The 18,657-nt window shown below is 58.7% G+C and carries 20 protein-coding genes and 1 tRNA gene; 9 read left to right on the top strand and 12 right to left on the bottom strand.

Annotated elements, in window-relative coordinates:
* Positions 1–27 precede the first annotated feature (27 nt).
* Together map and sfsA are read right to left on the bottom strand one after the other, a co-directional pair.
* The gene (gene map / locus WAO69_RS04505; RefSeq protein ID WP_422176903.1) at positions 28–876 is read right to left on the bottom strand and encodes a type I methionyl aminopeptidase; all 849 of its coding nucleotides are present in this window, start codon (positions 874–876) and stop codon (positions 28–30) included.
* 24 nt (positions 877–900) lie between these two features.
* The gene (gene sfsA / locus WAO69_RS04500; protein WP_422176853.1) at positions 901–1,605 is read right to left on the bottom strand and encodes a DNA/RNA nuclease SfsA; all 705 of its coding nucleotides are present in this window, start codon (positions 1,603–1,605) and stop codon (positions 901–903) included.
* A gap of 46 nt (positions 1,606–1,651) precedes the next feature.
* Between sfsA and WAO69_RS04495 the strand changes: the two genes are divergently transcribed.
* The 4 genes from WAO69_RS04495 to WAO69_RS04480 are packed head-to-tail and all read left to right on the top strand — an operon-like array spanning position 1,652 to position 4,588.
* On the top strand, positions 1,652–2,374 hold the full coding sequence (locus tag WAO69_RS04495) for a competence/damage-inducible protein A (protein WP_422176852.1): 723 nt from the start codon (positions 1,652–1,654) through the stop codon (positions 2,372–2,374).
* A complete protein-coding gene (locus WAO69_RS04490) occupies positions 2,371–3,102 on the top strand; it encodes a GNAT family N-acetyltransferase (protein WP_422176851.1) in 732 nt (243 codons plus the stop codon). Before WAO69_RS04495 ends, WAO69_RS04490 begins: the two co-directional genes overlap by 4 nt.
* Positions 3,099–3,671, top strand: coding sequence for a peroxidase-related enzyme (locus WAO69_RS04485; RefSeq protein ID WP_422176850.1), 573 nt, complete (start codon positions 3,099–3,101; stop codon positions 3,669–3,671). Before WAO69_RS04490 ends, WAO69_RS04485 begins: the two co-directional genes overlap by 4 nt.
* On the top strand, positions 3,668–4,588 hold the full coding sequence (locus tag WAO69_RS04480) for an OmpA family protein (protein ID WP_422176849.1): 921 nt from the start codon (positions 3,668–3,670) through the stop codon (positions 4,586–4,588). The genes WAO69_RS04485 and WAO69_RS04480 overlap by 4 nt, the downstream gene beginning before the upstream one ends.
* A gap of 50 nt (positions 4,589–4,638) precedes the next feature.
* On the opposite strand, the gene WAO69_RS04475 is transcribed toward WAO69_RS04480, so the two are convergent.
* From WAO69_RS04475 to WAO69_RS04455, 5 genes are all read right to left on the bottom strand, one after another.
* Positions 4,639–5,169 (bottom strand): GNAT family N-acetyltransferase, encoded by a 531-nt coding sequence (locus WAO69_RS04475; protein ID WP_422176848.1) that lies wholly within the window; start codon positions 5,167–5,169, stop codon positions 4,639–4,641.
* Positions 5,166–5,717 (bottom strand): helix-turn-helix domain-containing protein, encoded by a 552-nt coding sequence (locus tag WAO69_RS04470; RefSeq protein WP_422176902.1) that lies wholly within the window; start codon positions 5,715–5,717, stop codon positions 5,166–5,168. Before WAO69_RS04470 ends, WAO69_RS04475 begins: the two co-directional genes overlap by 4 nt.
* 154 nt (positions 5,718–5,871) lie before the next feature.
* Entirely contained in the window at positions 5,872–6,885 is a 1,014-nt protein-coding gene (locus WAO69_RS04465) for an extracellular solute-binding protein (RefSeq protein WP_422176847.1), read from the bottom strand.
* 193 nt (positions 6,886–7,078) lie between these two features.
* The gene (gene ykgO / locus WAO69_RS04460) at positions 7,079–7,204 is read right to left on the bottom strand and encodes a type B 50S ribosomal protein L36 (protein WP_422176846.1); all 126 of its coding nucleotides are present in this window, start codon (positions 7,202–7,204) and stop codon (positions 7,079–7,081) included.
* A 78-nt stretch (positions 7,205–7,282) separates the two neighbouring features.
* Positions 7,283–7,357, bottom strand: a tRNA-Val gene (locus tag WAO69_RS04455).
* A gap of 147 nt (positions 7,358–7,504) precedes the next feature.
* Here WAO69_RS04455 and WAO69_RS04450 point away from each other — a divergent pair.
* A complete protein-coding gene (locus WAO69_RS04450) occupies positions 7,505–8,365 on the top strand; it encodes an N-formylglutamate amidohydrolase (protein ID WP_422176845.1) in 861 nt (286 codons plus the stop codon).
* A 2-nt stretch (positions 8,366–8,367) separates the two neighbouring features.
* On the opposite strand, the gene WAO69_RS04445 is transcribed toward WAO69_RS04450, so the two are convergent.
* Entirely contained in the window at positions 8,368–9,621 is a 1,254-nt protein-coding gene (locus tag WAO69_RS04445; RefSeq protein ID WP_422176844.1) for a DNA polymerase IV, read from the bottom strand.
* 266 nt (positions 9,622–9,887) lie between these two features.
* Positions 9,888–10,583 (bottom strand): orotidine-5'-phosphate decarboxylase, encoded by a 696-nt coding sequence (gene pyrF / locus WAO69_RS04440; protein WP_422176843.1) that lies wholly within the window; start codon positions 10,581–10,583, stop codon positions 9,888–9,890.
* 208 nt (positions 10,584–10,791) lie between these two features.
* Here pyrF and clpB point away from each other — a divergent pair, with 208 nt between their 5' ends.
* Complete coding sequence (gene clpB, locus WAO69_RS04435; protein ID WP_422176842.1) at positions 10,792–13,410, top strand: ATP-dependent chaperone ClpB; 2,619 nt, start codon at positions 10,792–10,794, stop codon at positions 13,408–13,410.
* A 56-nt stretch (positions 13,411–13,466) separates the two neighbouring features.
* Here the strand turns inward: clpB and WAO69_RS04430 are convergent, their stop codons facing one another.
* Positions 13,467–13,970 carry a fasciclin domain-containing protein gene (locus WAO69_RS04430; RefSeq protein ID WP_422176841.1) on the bottom strand — a complete coding sequence of 168 codons (504 nt, stop codon included), beginning with the start codon at positions 13,968–13,970 and terminating at the stop codon, positions 13,467–13,469.
* 173 nt (positions 13,971–14,143) lie between these two features.
* Positions 14,144–14,626, bottom strand: a complete 483-nt coding sequence (locus WAO69_RS04425) for a fasciclin domain-containing protein (RefSeq protein ID WP_422176840.1) — start codon at positions 14,624–14,626, stop codon at positions 14,144–14,146.
* 308 nt (positions 14,627–14,934) lie between these two features.
* Between WAO69_RS04425 and WAO69_RS04420 the strand changes: the two genes are divergently transcribed.
* From WAO69_RS04420 to msrQ, 3 genes are all read left to right on the top strand, one after another.
* Entirely contained in the window at positions 14,935–16,428 is a 1,494-nt protein-coding gene (locus WAO69_RS04420) for an FMN-binding glutamate synthase family protein (protein ID WP_422176839.1), read from the top strand.
* Between the two features lie 68 nt (positions 16,429–16,496).
* The gene (msrP, locus tag WAO69_RS04415) at positions 16,497–17,414 is read left to right on the top strand and encodes a protein-methionine-sulfoxide reductase catalytic subunit MsrP (protein ID WP_422176838.1); all 918 of its coding nucleotides are present in this window, start codon (positions 16,497–16,499) and stop codon (positions 17,412–17,414) included.
* Between the two features lie 124 nt (positions 17,415–17,538).
* Complete coding sequence (gene msrQ / locus WAO69_RS04410; RefSeq protein WP_422176837.1) at positions 17,539–18,144, top strand: protein-methionine-sulfoxide reductase heme-binding subunit MsrQ; 606 nt, start codon at positions 17,539–17,541, stop codon at positions 18,142–18,144.
* Between the two features lie 206 nt (positions 18,145–18,350).
* On the opposite strand, the gene WAO69_RS04405 is transcribed toward msrQ, so the two are convergent.
* A complete protein-coding gene (locus tag WAO69_RS04405) occupies positions 18,351–18,614 on the bottom strand; it encodes a hypothetical protein (protein WP_422176836.1) in 264 nt (87 codons plus the stop codon).
* Positions 18,615–18,657 lie beyond the last annotated feature (43 nt).

Below are 18,657 nucleotides of genomic sequence, written 5' to 3'. Positions count from 1 at the left end.
CCTGGCGATCTGCCCTTGGTCCGGGGTTCAGCCGTATGTGGGATGAAACCTGCCGGAGGGTGACAGGGTAAAGATATCCACCCCATCCGCAGTCACGCCAACGGAATGCTCGAACTGAGCCGAGAGGGATTTGTCCCGCGTGACGGCTGTCCAGTCATCCGCCAGCGTTTTGGTTTCGGGGCGGCCCAGATTCACCATGGGTTCGATGGTGAAGAACATGCCTTCTTCCAGAACGGCACCCGTCCCGGGCCGCCCATAATGCAGCACGTTGGGCGGTGCATGGAACACGCGGCCCAGACCGTGACCGCAAAAGTCGCGCACAACGCTCATGCGGTGGGCTTCGACATAGGACTGAATGGCATGGCCGATATCGCCGAACGTGTTGCCGGGTCTGACCATCTCGATCCCTTTCATCAGGGCATCGTGGGTCACCTCGATCAGGCGTTCGGATTTGCGCGGCAGTTTGCCGGCGACATACATCCGGCTGGTGTCGCCATACCATCCATCGACGATCACCGTGACGTCGATGTTCAGGATGTCGCCGTCCTTGAGCGTCTTTGGCCCGGGAATGCCGTGGCACACCACGTGGTTCACCGAGATACAGCTTGCGTGTTTGTAGCCCTTGTAGCCTATCGTGGCCGAAGTTGCCCCGGCATCTTCCACCATATTGGTGATCAGCCGGTCGATCTCTTCCGTGGATTGGCCGGGAAATACATGCTGGGCAATATCGTCAAGTATGCGGGCTGCAAGTGCGCCCGCAACATGCATTCCGGCGAAGTCACCAGGTTCGTAAATTCTGATACCGTCTTTGGTCAAACGGCCTTTCAACGTCTCTTTCAAGCCTAAGCTCCTGATTTTTCGCACTATGTAATGCATGCGCGCCTTATAGGACATAGGACCTCACGTCACGGTCTTGAGAGCCTGTCCCAGCGCGATCCCGTCGGGCGAAATCAAAGTACTATATGCCATCACGTCAACCCCTACGGCTTTGGCGGCATCCAGTGCAGCCCCATAGGTCGGATCGATATCGCGCGCCACACCGACCCTGTCACAATCCGTGCGCTGAACGAGGTAGAACAGGATCGCGCGGTGTCCAGCGCGTGCCATCTGTGCCAGTTCGCCCAGATGCTTTGCCCCACGCGCTGTGACCGAGTCCGGGAATTCGGCAAGGCCGGGCTGGCGTGAGAGGGTTACACTCTTCACCTCGACATAGGCATCGGGCAGGCTGTCGGCACTGAGCAGGAAATCAATTCGGCTGTTCTCGCCATAGCTCACTTCGGGTCGGACGCGATCATATCCGCTCAGAGGCGCTATGCGTCCTGCCTCGAGGGCGGCGCGCAGCGCGCGGTTGGGCACCGAGGTGTCAACGCCGTTGAAATGACCATTTTCGTGCTCTACCAGCCGCCAGCCGTATTTCAGCTTTTTCTTCGGGTCATCATTCGGCTCAAGCCAGATACGCTGGCCCGGTTCCGCCAGCCCCATCATCGAGCCGGGGTTGGCGCAATGGGCGGTGACCTCGCGCCCGTCCTCCAACGTGCAATCGGCAAGAAACCGTTTGTACCGCCTGATCAGGCGGGCCGGGACAAGAGGGGTTGGAAAGCGCATGGCGCGGGGCCTATACGGGGGCAGACGTGTTTGCAAGGAGAGGCACATGGCAAACCCAACAGCGGCCATGCTGGTTATCGGTGACGAAATTCTGTCGGGCCGGACCCGCGACGCAAACATGCATTATCTGGCTGGTGAACTGACGACCCACGGAATTGACCTGAAGGAAGTGCGCGTGGTCAGCGATGATGCGGCGGCCATCGTGTCAGCCGTTCAGACCTTGTCCGCAGGGTATGACCACGTCTTTACCAGTGGCGGGATCGGTCCCACGCATGATGACATCACCGCCGATTGCATGGCGCAAGCCTTCGGGTGCAGCATTGACGTGCGCGCAGATGCGCGCGCCTTGCTTGAGGCCCATTACAAGAATTCCGGTCTGGAGTTGAACGAGGCACGGTTGCGCATGGCGCGCATTCCGGACGGGGCCGCCCTGATCGACAACCCCGTGTCGACGGCTCCGGGCTTCACCATTGAGAATGTGCATGTCATGGCCGGGGTCCCGTCGGTGTTCCGAGCCATGGTCGCCAGCGTTCTGCCGACGCTGACCGGGGGCGCACCTCTGCTCAGCCAAAGCCTGCGTATCATGCGGGGCGAGGGCGATATTGCCGAGATTCTCGGTAAGGTGGCTGCAGATTTCGCCGATCTGTCCATCGGCTGTTATCCGTTCCAGAAAGACGGTGCGTATGGGGCGAATGTCGTCGTGCGCGGCTCGGAGGGCGCGCGGGTGGATGCGGCGATCACCCGATTGGCCGATGAGCTTGAGCTGTGAACGTCACTCTATCCGCGCTTTATGATGTGATTGACGGCACATGGCCTGCCAAGCGCAGGTTTGACGACGGGCCCTGGCGTTTTCGCGAAGGGGATGGTGGCGGCAAGCGGGTCTCGGCAACCTCGGCGCTGGGCGAGGTCGGCGAGGCTGATATAGATGCGGCTGAAATCGTGATGCGCGATATGGGGCAGGAGCGGTTGTTCATGCTGCGCGCGGGTGACGATGCGCTGGATGCCCGCCTGTCGGCGCGCGGCTATGCGCTGGTTGATCCGGTCAAGGTCTATGCCTGCGATACCGCGCTGCTGACGGATGTTGCAATCCCGCGGGTGACGATCTTCACGATCTGGGAGCCGCTGGCGATCATGGCTGAAATCTGGGCTCAGGGTGGGGTCGGCCCGGCCCGATTGCGTGTCATGGATCGCGCGGCCGGTCCGAAGACCGCACTGCTTTGCCGGATGGATGAAAAACCCGGTGGCGTGGCGTTTGTGGCGATGCAGGATAATGTCGCCATGGTGCATGCCGTCGAAACACTTCCCCGGCAGCGCCGAAAGGGCGTTGCGCGCTGGATCATGCGCGGCGCTGCGTTCTGGGCCGCAGAGCAGGGTGCGGATACGCTTGCGGTGATCTGTACCGACGCAAATGAAGCGGCCAATGCGCTCTACGCTTCCCTCGGGTTTGGCGTTGTGGGACACTATCATTATCGTGTGAAGCCGGAGAAGACATCATGACCACATCTGATCTGCCAACTGCTCTGAACCTTCCAATGGTTGATCCGCTACCCGAGGCCACTCAGAAGTATTTCGACGTGTGCACCGCAAAGCTGGGAATGATCCCCAATGTGCTGCAGGCCTATGCGTTCGACATTGAAAAGCTGAACACATTCACCGCGATGTATAACGATCTGATGTTGGGGCAGAGCAATCTCTCCAAGCTGGAGCGCGAGATGATCGCGGTCGTGGTCTCGTCGATCAACAAGTGCTTTTACTGTCTGGTCGCCCATGGAGCCGCTGTGCGTGAGTTGTCCGGCGATCCCAAGCTGGGCGAAATGATGGTGATGAATTACCTTGTGGCCCCTCTGGATGCGCGTCAACGCGCAATGCTGGATTTTGCGGCACAGATCACGACCTCCAGCGCCAGTGTCGAAGAGGCCGACCGTGAGGCATTGCGCGAGGTCGGTTTCAGTGATCGCGATATCTGGGACATTGCAAGCGTGGCGGCGTTTTTCAACATGACCAACCGCGTGGCAAGTGCCACAGCCATGAAGCCCAACGACGAGTATCACGCGCAATCCCGATGAACCGATGGCCAAGCGTTCTGATTTTGGGCCTGTGGGCCAGTACCGCCGGAGCTGTGGATATCACGTTCCCATCCGGATCGCGCCTGATTTCCGACCGGGCCAGCACCTTTGACAGCTATGAGGTCCCTGTCGCTCCTTGGAGCGATGGCGCAGTAGAGACCCTGAGGTTCGAAGGGCGCGTGGATCGGCAAAGCTGGCGCCTGGAAAGTTCTGCGATTACCACGCTGCAATTGCTTGACCCGCTGCGCCAGCAGTTGGACGCGGCCGGCTATGAGACTTTGCTGGATTGTGAAGCCAAGACCTGCGGTGGGTTCGACTTTCGGTTTGCCATCGAGGTGATCCCGACGCCGGACATGTATGTCGACATCCGGGATTACAGGTTTGTGTCTGCGCGAAAAGATGAAAACGCGATCACTCTGATGGTGAGCCGAAGCCGGACGGCGGGCTATTTTCAGATCATTCAGGTCGGCCCGCCGGAAAATGGAAGTCTGTACATCAAGCCTGATGGAGAGGCACCCATCAGCGCATCGGCTGATGCGCAGGATATCTCGGCGAAACTGATCGAGTTCGGGCATGTTGCGCTGTCGGATCTTGAGTTCGAGGTGGGAACCGCAGAACTGAGCCAGACGGCCTATACATCGCTGCAGGAACTGGCTGAATTCATGCGTGCCAATCCGCAGGCCTTGATTGCTCTGGTGGGTCACACGGATACAACCGGAGCGCTGGATGTGAACATCGCGCTCTCCCAGAGGCGCGCCGCGGCGGTGCGGGATCGCATGATAACTGCGCATAGTATTGCTGCCGGACGCATTCAGGCGGAAGGCATGGGCTATCTCTCGCCACGCGCGTCAAACCTGACCCAGATCGGGCGTGAACGAAACCGGCGGGTTGAGGCGATTCTGTTGTCTCTGGAATGAAGTTTCAGATTCCCGTCTTTACCCCGGTGTAACCAGCACAAACGCTGACGTCACCGCAGCGCCTTATACATGTAGGTGGTTCCTTCATAGGTATCCGTGAAGGGATTGCGGCAATAGCCGGGGATCTCTCCGGCGACCGCGAACCCGAGGGACGCATAGAGCGGTTGCGCGCTGTCGCCGCTCCGGGTGTCAAGCACCAGCAGGGTCTTGCCGTTCTGCCTCGCCTCGGTCTCGAGCGCGCGCATCAACTGGCGCGCAATGCCCTGTCTGCGTGCCTTCGGGTGGACCAACAGCTTGGCGACATCTGCCCGGTGCGGTTGGTTCGCAGGACGGGCAAAACTCAGTTGAACGGTTCCGATGATCTCCTGATCCTGCTGCGCCAGAAAAAGGACGGTCTGAGCGGTCGCTACTGCCGGGAATACCTGATCCAGCCAGAACGCCTCGGCGTCAGAGTGAGAGAAGGGCAGGATGAAACCCACGCTGGCCCCGGCATGCACGGATTGGTGCAGGATCTCGGTCAATTCCGGCAGGGCCGGGGCAAGATCGCCGGGGTTTGCCAACCGGATCGACGCCGCGGTCATGCCAGCACCAGAATGTACCGCGCCCCGCGTGTTTCCGGAGTGGCAAACTGGCTGGAGCCATAAAGCTGATAGCGCAGACAGTCCCCGGCGGTGAGGTCATAGAGGGTGCCGTCAACGGTCAGGGACAAGGCTCCATCCAGAAGGATGAGGTGATGCTCCTGACCTGGCTTGGGCGGGGTGTCATAGGAAATCACCGTATCTGGAGGTAGATGGCCCTCCATCACTTCTGCGGCCAGTTGCGCCGAAGGCGGAGATACGGAGCGGCGCACGAAACCGGTTTCGGGATCTTCCCATTCGGGCTGGGCTTCAAGCGGGATATGGGTTGTAAAACTGTCCTCGACCATCATCAGCAACCGTGAGACGGGCAGGCCGTAGGCAGCGCAGAGTTTACCCAGAGTTTCGGCTGTCGGGCTGACTTCGGCGTTTTCAAGGCGCGAGAGAGAGGCGCGGCTGAGGCCGGATTTCTGGGCCAGTTGATCCAGCGACCAGCCTTTTTCGCTGCGCAGCGAAAACATGCGATGAGCAAGGCGATTGGAGTAATCCAGCATGACGTCCATATTCGAGAAAATGTTTCATATAAGGGAAATTCTCTGTTTATATTCTGTAAATGTCAAGGACAACCACGCTTTCGGCCAAAGCGCTGCGCAGAAAAAAGGCGCGAGATCGCTCTCGCGCCTTTCAAAGCCGAATGGGTAAATCGGGTTACTTCCAGCCGGATTCGTTCAGAAGTTTCTGCGCAGCCGGGATGTTCCTGGCGATTGCAGTCGCGTCCAGATCATCGGGCTTGAAGAACCCAAGCTGAGCAACGGATGGGCTGATGCCAACACCTGGCACTGCCGGGTATTCGTCGTTGCCTGCCGAGAAGTAGACCTGCGCCTGATCCGACGCCAGATACTCGAGGAACTTGATCGCATTGTCCTTGTTGGGGGCATGCACGGCAACGCCGCCTCCGGACAGGTTCATGTGCGCACCGATGTCATTCTGATTCGGAAACACCCAGCCGAACATGTCCAAGCTGTCCGAAACACCTTCGACGGGTCGGCGAATGGCGCGGCCAAAATAATAGGTGTTGGACATTGCAATATCGCATTCACCTGACACGATGCCCCGCAGCTGGTCTGTATCGCCGCCCTGGGGATCCCGGGCAAAGTTTGCGACAACGGCTTCGGCCCAGTCTTTCACAGCGGCCTCGCCCAAATGCTCGATCAGAGCGGCCGTGATGGTTTGCGTATAGACATTGGTCGATGAGCGGATGCAGATCTTGCCCTTGTACTTGGGATCAGCAAGATCCTGGTAGGTCATTGGCGGGTCTGTGACGTCGTTCTTGTCATAAAACAGGATGCGCGCCCGTTGGCTGAAGCCGAACCACTGGTTGTCTTCGTCCTGCATGTAAGCGGGCAAGCGGCGTTCCAGAACAGCGCTGTCGATCGGTTGGAGCAAGCCCATATCCTTTGCCCGTTCCAGCCGCGAGGTGTCCACGGTCAACAGAAGATCGGCAGGGCTGTTGGCACCTTCGGCCTGCATACGGGCCAGAAGTTCGTCTGCATTGCCTTCGATACGGTTGATGGTGATTCCGGTAAGCTCTTCGAAATCCGAATAAAGCCGTTCGTCCGTGTCGTAGTGGCGCGAGGAATAGAGGTTCAGCACACCCTCGGCGGCAGCCGAAGTCGCCATGAGTGTTGCAAGGGTGGCTGCGATGCAGGTTGAGGTTCTCATCTTGTTTTCCCATTCTGGAGCAGAGTTAATATCCGACTGATTTAATCAGTTAATCGATTCTGGCGGCTTGTGAAACCTATTTCTGACAAAAAAAGTGGGTTATTTGGTCGCGGCTCATCAAACCCGTGAAAAAGAAAAACCGCGCCGCCGTTTCCGGGGCGCGGTTCTTGCAAGCAGTGTCGCCTGTATCGGTTCAGCCTTGACGGGCTTTGAACCGGCCTTGCGTTTTGTTGATGACGTAAACGCGGCCTTTGCGACGCACGACACGGCAATCACGATGCCGGTTTTTCAGCGAGCGGAGCGAATTGCGAACCTTCATGGCCGTTCTCCTCTTACATGCGGCGCGGGCCAGCGCCTGGGTTTGCGGGTGTTGCCCGAGTGGACAACGATGAATTCATGGTGGGCACTACTGGGATCGAACCAGTGACCCCTTCGATGTCAACGAAGTGCTCTACCGCTGAGCTAAGCGCCCATGAATGCCGGCTGAACTGACTTGCCCCAATAAAATGGGGCGCGGAAATCCGCGCCGGTAGCGGGGTCTATAAAAGGAGTCGTGGGCCGGATCAAGGGGTTTTGGCATCAGCAATTTCCGCGCTATGTTGCGCTCAAAGGAGAGCGAATGTCCACGATCGCCTATGACCTGTATCAACCACGCGAACTTCGTTCGAGCGTGGTGTTTGCCTCGCCCCATAGCGGGCGCAGCTATCCGCAGAGTTTTGCGGATCGATCTGCCTTGGATGCACGCGCGCTGCGCTCATCCGAGGATGCTTTCGTCGACAGGCTGTTTGATTGTGTTCCAGATTTTGGCGCGCCGCTGCTGACCGCAAAGGTCCCGCGCGCCTATGTCGATCTCAATCGCAGCCCCGACGAGCTGGATCCAGCACTGATTCAGGGCGTCAGGCGCAGCGGGCATAATCCGCGCATCGCCTCGGGTCTTGGTGTCATTCCCCGCGTGGTGTCCAACGGGCGTGCCATTTATGACGGAAAGCTGTCGCGGATAGAAGCGGATGCGCGGCTTGCCCGGTACTGGCATCCCTATCATGCGGCTCTGCAAACGTTGCTGACTGACGCGCACAGGCAATTCGGGCAGGCGATCTTGGTGGATTGCCATTCCATGCCGCATGAGGCCCTGGACGGGGTTGCGCGATCTGCCGTGAAACGGCCCGAGATTGTTCTGGGGGATCGTTTTGGCGCGGCGGCAAGTGGCGAGATCGTGGATCAGATCGAAGCGGCCTTTGCTGCGGCCGGATTGGTTGTAACGCGCAACGCGCCATTTGCGGGTGCGTATATTGCGCAGGCCTATGGGCGCCCGTCACGGGGTCAGCATGCGGTCCAGATCGAGATCGACCGCGCGCTTTACATGGATGAGAAGCTGATAGAGCCGAATGCCAATTTTGATGTATTCCGTGATCTTCTGCGTGGGGTCGTGGCCGAGATCACCGGACTGCAGGCGCGGGACCTGCCTTTGGCAGCGGAATAACATCAACGCAAGGCGCGCCCTTTCAGGATGGCATCTTTTCCAAAGCGTTCGCGGATCTTGTCTGTCGCTTTTTCGGCACCGCTGCGCCGGATTGCGCCGGGATCCAGCAGATCGCCGGACAGATCGGCCTCTTCTTCGGGACACAGATGCGACAGCCCACAGCCCAATAGCCGATAGGGGCCTTCATCACCCAGCTGATCGAAAAGACCGCGCGCATTGCGATAGATTGCATCGGCCATCTGAGTGGCGTCACGCAGGGCGACTTGCCGAGTCAGCGAACTGTGATCTGCGCGCTTGAGTTTCAGCGTGACCACGCGGCCTGCTATGCGCTTGGCCTTGGCGCGGTCCGCCACTTTTTCGGCCATGCGCCACAGGTGCCCATCCAGCAGGTCGGGATCGTTCGTGTCCGTGTTGAAGGTCGTCTCGTTTGATATGGACTTGATCGGCTCATGCGCGGTGACGCGCCGGTGGTCCTCGCCGCGCGCCAGGTGCCAGAGCCGTTCGCCCATCGAGCCGAACCGCGCGACTAGCCCCTCTTTGTCCCAACGCAGCAGGTCCGCGAAGGTCCGGATGCCTGCCTTTTCCAGCGCGTGTTGCGCTGCCTCTCCGACGCCCCAGATCATGCGCACGGGTTTGTCGCGCAAAAACGCATCCGTGTCTGCTTTGCCGATCACCGAAAACCCATGCGGCTTGTCCAGATCCGAGGCGACTTTCGCCAGGAACTTGTTGTGAGACAGCCCGATCGAGCCGGTCAACCCCAGCTCGCTGCGCATTCTTCGGATCAGCCGAGCCAGCATCACAGCCGGTGGTGCACCATGCAGTTTCTGTGTGCCGGAGAGATCCATGAACGCCTCATCCAGAGACAAGGGTTGGATCGCGGGGGTCAGCTCTTCCATCATCGCGCGAATCGCGCGGGATGCTTCGGCATAGGCCTCCATCCTGGGTTTGATCACGACCGCATCGGGGCACAGCTTGAGCGCCTGAAACATCGGCATGGCAGATTTCACGCCCCGGATGCGCGCGACATAGCAGGCCGTCGAGACCACGCCGCGTCGGCCACCACCTATGATGACCGGTTTGTCTGCCAGTGACGGGTTGTCCCGCTTTTCCACAGAAGCGTAAAACGCGTCGCAATCCATATGCGCAATCGACAGATCGAACAGTTCCGGATTCGACACGGTGCGCCGGCTGCCGCAAGACGGACAGCGGCGGCCTGCTTGGAATTGGGTAAGGCAGTCACGACAAAGGGCTGGCATCGGCTCGGGCGGCTATGGGCGCGGTGTACTGCGCGCGCGAAGATGTGCTGGTCACAGTATACGCTGCAAGGCACATAAGCCAAATACGTGAAAAATAAAAACCCCCCGCTGATGAGGCGGGGGGAGTTAACGAACCACAGGAAGAAAAGGTCCGTCGGGGAGTGTCTCACTCAATATAGTCGCTCAGAGTTGCAAAAACGCAAAGTATGGAATTCCAGACCAGGCCAATCAACCCAGCCTTGTGCCCTTGAAAGCACAGGGCGGTACTAAACCCCTGCGAGTTCGGCCAAAATTTTCTGTGCCGAAGCTTTTGGATCGGCGGCTTGCCATATTGGACGGCCGACAACGATATGGTCTGCACCGTCCGAGATGGCCTGCGCCGGTGTCGCGACGCGTTTCTGATCGCCAAGGGCCGCTCCGGCCGGCCGCACGCCCGGGGTGACGATCAGGCGGCCTTTTGCTTCGGGCAAAGCGCGGATCATGGCGGCTTCTTGGGGTGAAGCAATGACACCGTCTGCACCGGCCTCGAAGGCACGGGCGGCACGTTCGGCAACAAGATCGCGGATGTCTCCGTCGCGGATCAGGGCTGCATCCAGATCGCTGCGGTCCAGAGAGGTCAGGATCGTGACCGCGAGTATCTTGAGGTCCTTGCCGGCTGCCCCTTCCTTGGCTGCGCGCACCACATGCGGATCGCCATGCACGGTCAGGAAATCCAATTCGAACTGTGCCAGCCCACGCACCGCGGCCTCGACCGTGGCCCCGATGTCAAATAGCTTCATATCCAGGAAAATGCGCTTGCCATGGTCCTGTTTCAGTTCATTGGCCAAGGCCAGGCCTCCGCCGGTCAGCATGCCAAGACCGATCTTGTAAAACCCGACACTGTCGCCAATCCGCTCGGCCATAGCCAACCCGTCCAGCGCGTTGGGTACATCCAGCGCAACAATCAATCGGTCATCTGTCATGGGTGCCCCTTTGCTGTTGGTGCGCGTTCCCTAGACCGCGGGCATAGTCATGTCCATGACGAGCTGCGCAATGCGGGTGTCGATTTTCAGATCACGAAACCTTGAACTGAAGCAACGCTTTTCCCACATTGTGAGTGAGGCCCAAAACAGACTGTGTGCCGCCAGGCGGGCGCAGCAACCACAGGGCGCTTAGACAAGGAGAATGACCATGGACTTAGCAAAGTTCACGGAGCGTGCGCGTGGATTCATCCAGGCGGCACAAACCATTGCGATCCGGGAAAGCCATCAACGCCTGGCACCCGAGCATATTCTGAAAGCGATGCTTGACGACGATCAGGGGCTGGCCAGCAACCTGATCAAACACGCAGGCGGTGATCCGGCGCGGGTTGCCGAGGCAAATGATCTGGCCATTTCCAAGATTCCGGTCGTCTCTGGCGGAGACGGCCAAACCTATCTGGATGGCGCGACTGCCAAGGTGCTGGCCGAGGCAGATGCGCTTGCCAGCAAGGCCGGCGATAGCTTTGTGCCGGTGGAACGCATCCTGATGGCCCTGTGCATGGTCAAATCCAAAGCCAAAGACGCTTTGGACGCAGGTGCTGTGTCTGCCCAGAAGCTGAACGAAGCGATCAATGATATCCGCAAAGGACGCACTGCCGACACGGCGAGTGCCGAGGAAGGCTATGACGCTCTCAAGAAATACGCTCGCGATCTCACGCAGGCGGCGCGGGAAGGCAAGATCGACCCGATCATCGGGCGGGACGAGGAAATCCGGCGCTCGATGCAGGTCCTGAGTCGGCGCACCAAGAACAACCCGGTTCTGATTGGTGAGCCCGGAGTCGGCAAGACGGCGATTGCCGAAGGCATGGCACTGCGCATCATCAATGGTGATGTGCCGGAATCCCTGCGCGACAAGAAACTGCTGGCGCTCGATATGGGTGCGCTGATCGCAGGCGCGAAATATCGCGGTGAGTTCGAGGAAAGACTGAAGGCGGTTCTGACCGAAGTGACCGAGGCTGCTGGCGAAATCATCCTGTTCATCGACGAGATGCACACGCTGGTTGGCGCGGGCAAGTCCGATGGCGCGATGGATGCAGCGAACCTGATCAAGCCGGCGCTTGCGCGCGGTGAGTTGCATTGTATCGGCGCGACCACGTTGGATGAGTATCGCAAATACGTCGAGAAAGACGCCGCACTGGCGCGTCGGTTTCAGCCAATCCTGATCGCGGAGCCAACCGTTGAAGATACGGTTTCGATCCTGCGCGGTATCAAGGAAAAGTACGAATTGCACCATGGCGTGCGCATCTCGGACAGCGCATTGGTGGCGGCTGCAACGCTCAGCCATCGCTATATCACCGACCGGTTCCTGCCGGACAAGGCCATCGACCTTGTTGATGAAGCGGCCAGCCGTCTTCGCATGGAGGTGGATTCCAAGCCCGAAGAGCTGGATCAGCTGGATCGTCAGATCCTGCAGATGCAGATCGAGGTTGAAGCTCTGAAACTTGAAGATGATCAGGCGTCGAAAGATCGTCTGGAAACGCTTGAGAAAGAGCTGAGTGATCTGCAGGAGAAATCCGCGGAGATGACGGCTCAGTGGCAGGCTGAACGTGACAAGCTTGCCTCGGCGCGCGACCTCAAGGAGCAGTTGGACCGCGCGCGGGCCGAACTGGATATCGCCAAGCGCGAAGGCAATCTCGCCAAAGCGGGAGAGCTGTCTTATGGCGTGATCCCGCAGCTGGAAAAGCAATTGCTTGATGCGGAAGCCCAGGAAGAAAACGGTGTGATGGTTGAAGAGGCCGTGCGCCCCGAACAGATCGCCGCCGTGGTCGAGCGTTGGACCGGTATCCCCACGTCCAGAATGTTGGAAGGTGAACGTGAGAAGCTGTTGCGCATGGAAGACGCGCTGCATCGTCGGGTCATCGGTCAGAACTCTGCCGTGAAAGCCGTTGCAAATGCGGTGCGTCGCGCGCGAGCCGGGCTGAATGACGAGAACCGGCCGCTTGGCTCGTTCCTGTTCCTCGGGCCGACCGGCGTGGGTAAGACCGAGCTGACCAAAGCTGTGGCCAACTTCCTGTTTGATGATGACAACGCGATGGTTCGGATCGACATGTCGGAATTCATGGAGAAACACTCTGTGGCCCGCCTCATCGGCGCGCCTCCCGGCTATGTCGGCTATGAGGAAGGCGGCACGTTGACCGAAGCGGTGCGGCGCAGGCCTTATCAGGTTGTCCTGTTCGACGAGGTCGAAAAGGCCCACCCAGATGTGTTCAACGTGCTGTTGCAGGTTCTGGACGATGGTGTGCTGACCGACGGTCAGGGCCGAACCGTTGACTTCAAACAGACGCTGATCGTGCTGACATCGAACCTTGGCGCTCAGGCTTTGAGCCAGTTGCCCGATGGCGCGGATGCAGCCGGCGCTCGGCGTGATGTGATGGATGCTGTGCGGGCCCATTTCCGGCCCGAGTTCCTGAACCGTCTGGATGAAACAATCATCTTTGACCGGCTTTCACGGGCCGATATGGACGGCATTGTCGATATCCAGTTGGCATCTCTTGCCAAACGTCTGGCTGGTCGCAAGATCATTCTGGAACTGACAGATGCGGCAAAGACGTGGCTGGCCGACGAAGGCTATGATCCGGTGTTCGGTGCGCGCCCTCTCAAACGGGTAATGCAGCGGGCGATTCAGGATCCGCTGGCGGAAATGCTTCTGGCTGGCGACGTCAGGGATGGCGAGACCATAGAGATCGGTGCAGGTGCCGATGGCCTGATCATCGGCGGCAAGGTTTCAAGCTCGAACCGTCCGCGCCCCGAAGATGCGGTCGTGCATTAAGTCATCAAAAAGGCCCCGCGGTTTTCCGGCGGGGCCTTTTTTTGCGCGAGCAAAGGTCAGGGCAAAAGCACTTTGTCAATCACGTGGATCACGCCGTTCGACGCGATGATATCGGCGGTGGTGACATTCGCGTCGTTCACGCGCACGCCAAAGTTCAGTTTGCTTTGCACGCCGTTGATATCGACGGTGCCGCCCTGAACTGTCGCCACCCGTTGACGTGTTCCGACCAACTGGCTGGATGTGATCGAGCCGGGCACGACATGATAGGTCAGGATGCTGCGCAGCGTGTCCAGGTTTTCAGGCAAAAGCAGGTTGTCCACTGTGCCTGCGGGCAATGCGTTGAAGGCGGCATTGGTCGGAGCGAACACGGTAAAGGGGCCCGGGCCACTGAGCGTGTCGACGAGGCCGGCTGCGGATAGAGCGGCAACTAGGGTCGAGAAATTCGGATCACTGGCCGCGATGTCGACGATGTTCGGCGTGGTGTTTGCAGGAGCACAGGCCGCAACGGCGCCGAGGGCTGCTGTGGCGGCGAATGATTTCAGTATAAAACGGCGGTTCATCTGGTCTTCCTTTATGATTTTCGGGAAGCTGTGCCACGCCATCGGCGTCGGTACATCGTCGAGATCTCTGGTTCCCATAATCCCTGCACCATGCGTCATTTCAGAGAATGTAGCGAGCAATGAAAAAGGCCCGCCGCATTCCGGCGGGCCTTTGCCGATCGTCAGATGAGGTCTTAACCCTCGGGCAGGATCACTTTGTCGATCACGTGGATGACGCCGTTTTCGGCTTCGATATCCGCGGTGGTGACATTTGCATCATTGACCATGACGCCGTTATCCAGATCGATGGTGATCATGCCGCCTTGCACGGTTGCCGCTGTCATGCCGTCCGTCAGATCCGTCGACATCACTTTGCCGGGCACGACGTGGTATGTCAGGATCGCAACCAGTTGGTCTTTGTTCTCGGGCAGCAGCAGGCTTTCGACTGTGCCTTCGGGCAGCGCGGAAAAGGCGTCATCTGTTGGAGCGAAGACGGTGAAAGGGCCTTCGCCTTTCAGCGTGTCAACCAGACCAGCGGCTGTGACGGCGGCAACCAGTGTATTGAAGGTGCCCGCACCTACCGCTGTGTCGACGATGTCCTTGGAGTGGCCACCGGCAAACACAGGCGTTGCAAATGTTGCTGCAGCGGCGACAGCCATGAATGTTCTGCGAAGCATATTGAATAGTCCTCTTTTTGTTCCCTGATGCGCTCATTGGCATCTGAGCAGTGTACGCCGGGCGACAGGTTGCAGATCACCGGGGATTTCCGCTTGCTGCACTTGACGAAAGCGGCCGCCGGACTAGGCCGCGTCGCTTTCGCATGTCCAGTTACACAAACGTTATCTCGCGTCAGAATTCCGTGAGAATCCGGCGCTGCGAACGGGGCGTTTCAGGCTGGCCCAAGCTGCGCGCTATCGAAAGTCTTGCGCCGATGCGCTGCCCGCGGGCAGTGTGTGAGAAAGCAGTCTGAAAGTGGGAGATATGCATGAACTTTGCGATGAACATGATCGAAGGAATGGTCATCACTTTCACGGCCGTAGTTGGTCTGATCGTTCTGGCGCTCATTGTCCTGTTCTTCATTGATCGCACGCAGACCGGTGACGCCATCCGCCGCAATTATCCGGTGATCGGACGTTTCCGCCATATCTTCAGCGAACTTGGAGAGTTCTTCCGCCAGTACTTCTTTGCGATGGATCGCGAAGAGCTTCCGTTCAATCGGGCCCAACGTCTTTGGGTGGATCGTGCCGCAGATGGCAAAGGCAACACGGTGGCTTTCGGATCGACCCGCAATCTCTCTGTCGTGGGCACACCGATTTTCGTGAATGCGGCTTTCCCTCCGCTTGATGACCAGTTTGCCTCGAGCGAAGCGATGGTCATCGGGGCGGGTGCGCGCATTCCCTATAGTGCGCCGTCCTTCTTCAACATCTCCGGGATGAGCTACGGAGCGATTTCGAAACCGGCCGTGCTGGCGCTCAGCCGGGGTGCAAAAGAGGCGGGCATCTGGCTGAACACCGGCGAGGGCGGGCTCAGCCCGTTTCACCTTGAGGGGGGCGGTGACCTCGTGTTCCAGATCGGTACGGCAAAATTCGGTGTGCGGGACAAAGACGGAAATCTGAGCGACGAGAAACTGCGTGCGGTCGCAGCACATGAACGCGTGCGCATGTTCGAAGTGAAACTGGCGCAGGGCGCCAAGCCCGGCAAGGGCGGTATCCTGCCCGGAGAGAAGGTGACCGCTGAAATCGCAGCCATTCGCGGATTGCACGTCGGTCAGGACGGCATATCGCCCAATCGACATCGCGAGGTCGACGATTTTGGCGATCTTCTGGACCTGGTTGGTCATATCCGCGAGGTCACGGGAAAACCGGTTGGCATCAAGACCGTCTTTGGGGCGCAAGAGCCCTTTGAGGAACTGTTTGCACTGATCAATGCGCGCGGTGCCGAAAGCGCACCTGATTTCATTACCATTGATGGGGGCGAAGGCGGCACCGGGGCGGCACCCATGCCGCTGATTGATCTGGTGGGTGTGTCCATCCGCGAGGGGCTGCCCATCGTCGCGAACCTGCGCGACGAGGCCGGTCTGAAAGAGCGTATCCGGCTGATCGCCAGCGGAAAGCTGGTCAATCCCGGCGATGTGGCCTGGGCCCTGGCCGCGGGGGCTGATTTCGTGAATTCGGCGCGCGGTTTCATGTTCAGCCTGGGCTGTATTCAGGCCTTGAAATGCAACAGGAACACCTGCCCGACCGGGATTACCACCCATGATCCACGTTTCCAGAAGGGGCTGGTCGTCGAGGACAAGTACAAACGCGTCGCCAACTATGCCAAGGGCATCATCAAGGAGGTCGAGATGATCGCCCATTCGGTCGGCGTCGCCGAGCCGCGATTGATGCGCCGACGTCATGTGCGGATTGTTCAGGACAATGGCCGAAGCATCCCGATGAATGAGCTGCTGCCAAGTTACAATTCCCTCTCTCAATCGTGAGTTCAGTTTAGTTTTGACTTTGTTCCCGGTGCTATAAGTATTGAGTAACCCTCGAACAGGAGTGCCCGATGGCCTATCGCTGGAAAAATGACCTGACCGCTGCTGACGTTACACCATATGACGCCTTTCTGAACCGTCGCCAACTTATCGCAGGTGCTGCGGCGGGCCTTGGTCTGGGGGCGATTGCTGCAGGACAGGCACATGCAACGGCAGATGCGAGGGCGTTGGAGCCGAACACCTGGGAAGAGATCACCAGCTACAACAATTTCTATGAATTCGGCACCGACAAGGGTGATCCGGCGCGATATGCCCATGAGATGACGACTGATCCCTGGAGCATCGAGATCGATGGCATGGTCGACAATCCGGGCACCTATGACTTCAAGGACATCATGTCTTCGATGACGATCGAACAGCGGATCTATCGTTTGCGCTGCGTGGAGCGCTGGGCGATGGTGATCCCCTGGAACGGGTTCGAACTGGCCGATCTGCTGAATATGGTGGGCGTGCAGGAGAGCGCGAAATACGTGGCCTTTGAAACTCTGGCCCGCCCGTCGGAAATGCGCGGTCTGCGCTATAACGTGATCGACTGGCCCTATGTGGAAGGTTTGCGCCTCGACGAGGCGATGCACCCGCTGACGATCATGGCGACGGGGCTTTATGACAAACCCATGCCGAACCAGAACGGTGCTCCGCTGCGTTTGGTGGTGCCATGGAAATACGGGTATAAATCCATCAAGTCCGTCGTGCGGATCACACTGACCGACAAGGAACCACCGACCGCCTGGGGCAAGTACAGCTCGAATGAATACGGGTTCTACAGCAATGTGAACCCGAACGTGGACCACCCAAGGTGGAGCCAGGCCTATGAGCAGCGCGTCGGTGGCGGGTTGCTTGCACGCAGAACCCCGACATTGATGTTCAACGGGTATGAAAAAGAAGTGGCCAGCCTGTATGAAGGAATGGACCTGGTCAAATATCATTGACCAAGGACCATGTGATACTGCCAAGGACCCGGCAAGAGGCTGAGCTTGCCGGCCTGCGACAGACAGGTGCGCATGTCTTCTGGGCTCCCATGCTCTGTGCCTCTGCATATGCAGATGATATCGGATGACCGCGCTCGATCGGATAAACACGCGGATACGCGCCATACCGATATGGCTCGTCTATAGTCTCTGCGCGTTGCCTGCACCGTGGCTGGTGTATCAGGGCTTTACGGGGGGGCTGGGTGTCGAGCCGATTAAGGAACTTGAGCGCCGCCTGGGTGAATTGGCTCTGCAGTTTCTGGTGGCAGGCCTGGCCGTGACACCCTTGCGCCGATTTGCGGGGCTGAACCTGCTGAGGTTCCGCCGGGCGATCGGGTTGATCACCTTCTATTATGTCTGTTGTCATCTGTTGGTCTGGATGGTGCTGGATGTGCAATTCCTGTCCGAGATCTGGAAGGACATCGTCAAGCGCCCCTACATTACCGTTGGCATGCTGGCTTTCGTGCTGATGATCCCTTTGGCGATAACGTCCAACAACTGGTCGGTGCGCAAGCTGGGGCCGCGCTGGCGGCATTTGCACAAGCTTGTTTATCTCTGCGCTCTTCTGGGTGCCTTGCACTTCATCTGGCTGGCCAAGGGGTTTCAGTTGGAGCCGCTATTCTACATGGGCGCGATCATTGGATTGTTGGCGCTGCGCCTGCCATCCCGCCGCAACCGGGCGACTGTGTGATGTGATGCCATGGATTCGGCCCGAGTCGCCCCGATTCCGGGCCCTGAGTCTGGGCGGGTTCTGCCGGTCTTGGGGATAGCTCTGTGGATAACGCAATATGTGGTGTGTCACGCTCAGCCGGAGCGCAGATTTCACGATGTTAGCGACGGACAAAACGCATGAATGCAAGAAGATGGATAATCTAAACCACTGAAATAAAATGGATTTCAGGAAACCTGTAAAAAAATGGGCTTTTCATGAAAAAAGGGGTTGCGGGTATCGGTGCCTAACCGTAGAACCCGCTTCACCGGCGACGCAGTGATGTTTTGTTGGTTGCGGCAACCGGGCTGGATGGCAACGTGTCGTTTTATAAAACCAGGGGCAGACAGGGCGGGGCGCGCCGGTGTTATAGGGCGCATCTCAGTTTTGTTGTCGCTACGTTCTTTGAAAACAGAATAGAACTGAAGAGATATGTGGGCGGTTTGGTTCATCCGATGGATCAGCCTCTTCATATCGCGCTACTAGGATTTAGGT

The sequence above is a fragment of the Aestuariivita sp. genome (assembly GCF_049276915.1).
Lineage (GTDB): Bacteria > Pseudomonadota > Alphaproteobacteria > Rhodobacterales > Rhodobacteraceae > Aestuariivita.
This window is presented reverse-complemented; position numbering and strand designations above follow the sequence as displayed.

Excerpts from the sequence above, each read along its gene's own strand:
- map (WP_422176903.1), bottom strand. The coding sequence starts at position 876 with ATGCATTACATAGTGCGAAAAATCAGGAGCTTAGGCTTGAAAGAGACG.
- sfsA (WP_422176853.1), bottom strand. The coding sequence starts at position 1,605 with ATGCGCTTTCCAACCCCTCTTGTCCCGGCCCGCCTGATCAGGCGGTAC.
- WAO69_RS04495 (WP_422176852.1), top strand. The coding sequence starts at position 1,652 with ATGGCAAACCCAACAGCGGCCATGCTGGTTATCGGTGACGAAATTCTG.
- WAO69_RS04485 (WP_422176850.1), top strand. The coding sequence starts at position 3,099 with ATGACCACATCTGATCTGCCAACTGCTCTGAACCTTCCAATGGTTGAT.
- WAO69_RS04480 (WP_422176849.1), top strand. The coding sequence starts at position 3,668 with ATGAACCGATGGCCAAGCGTTCTGATTTTGGGCCTGTGGGCCAGTACC.
- WAO69_RS04475 (WP_422176848.1), bottom strand. The coding sequence starts at position 5,169 with ATGACCGCGGCGTCGATCCGGTTGGCAAACCCCGGCGATCTTGCCCCG.
- WAO69_RS04470 (WP_422176902.1), bottom strand. The coding sequence starts at position 5,717 with ATGCTGGATTACTCCAATCGCCTTGCTCATCGCATGTTTTCGCTGCGC.
- WAO69_RS04465 (WP_422176847.1), bottom strand. The coding sequence starts at position 6,885 with ATGAGAACCTCAACCTGCATCGCAGCCACCCTTGCAACACTCATGGCG.
- ykgO (WP_422176846.1), bottom strand. The coding sequence starts at position 7,204 with ATGAAGGTTCGCAATTCGCTCCGCTCGCTGAAAAACCGGCATCGTGAT.
- WAO69_RS04450 (WP_422176845.1), top strand. The coding sequence starts at position 7,505 with ATGTCCACGATCGCCTATGACCTGTATCAACCACGCGAACTTCGTTCG.
- WAO69_RS04445 (WP_422176844.1), bottom strand. The coding sequence starts at position 9,621 with ATGCCAGCCCTTTGTCGTGACTGCCTTACCCAATTCCAAGCAGGCCGC.
- pyrF (WP_422176843.1), bottom strand. The coding sequence starts at position 10,583 with ATGACAGATGACCGATTGATTGTTGCGCTGGATGTACCCAACGCGCTG.
- clpB (WP_422176842.1), top strand. The coding sequence starts at position 10,792 with ATGGACTTAGCAAAGTTCACGGAGCGTGCGCGTGGATTCATCCAGGCG.
- WAO69_RS04430 (WP_422176841.1), bottom strand. The coding sequence starts at position 13,970 with ATGAACCGCCGTTTTATACTGAAATCATTCGCCGCCACAGCAGCCCTC.
- WAO69_RS04425 (WP_422176840.1), bottom strand. The coding sequence starts at position 14,626 with ATGCTTCGCAGAACATTCATGGCTGTCGCCGCTGCAGCAACATTTGCA.
- WAO69_RS04420 (WP_422176839.1), top strand. The coding sequence starts at position 14,935 with ATGAACTTTGCGATGAACATGATCGAAGGAATGGTCATCACTTTCACG.
- msrP (WP_422176838.1), top strand. The coding sequence starts at position 16,497 with ATGGCCTATCGCTGGAAAAATGACCTGACCGCTGCTGACGTTACACCA.
- msrQ (WP_422176837.1), top strand. The coding sequence starts at position 17,539 with ATGACCGCGCTCGATCGGATAAACACGCGGATACGCGCCATACCGATA.
- WAO69_RS04405 (WP_422176836.1), bottom strand. The coding sequence starts at position 18,614 with ATGAACCAAACCGCCCACATATCTCTTCAGTTCTATTCTGTTTTCAAA.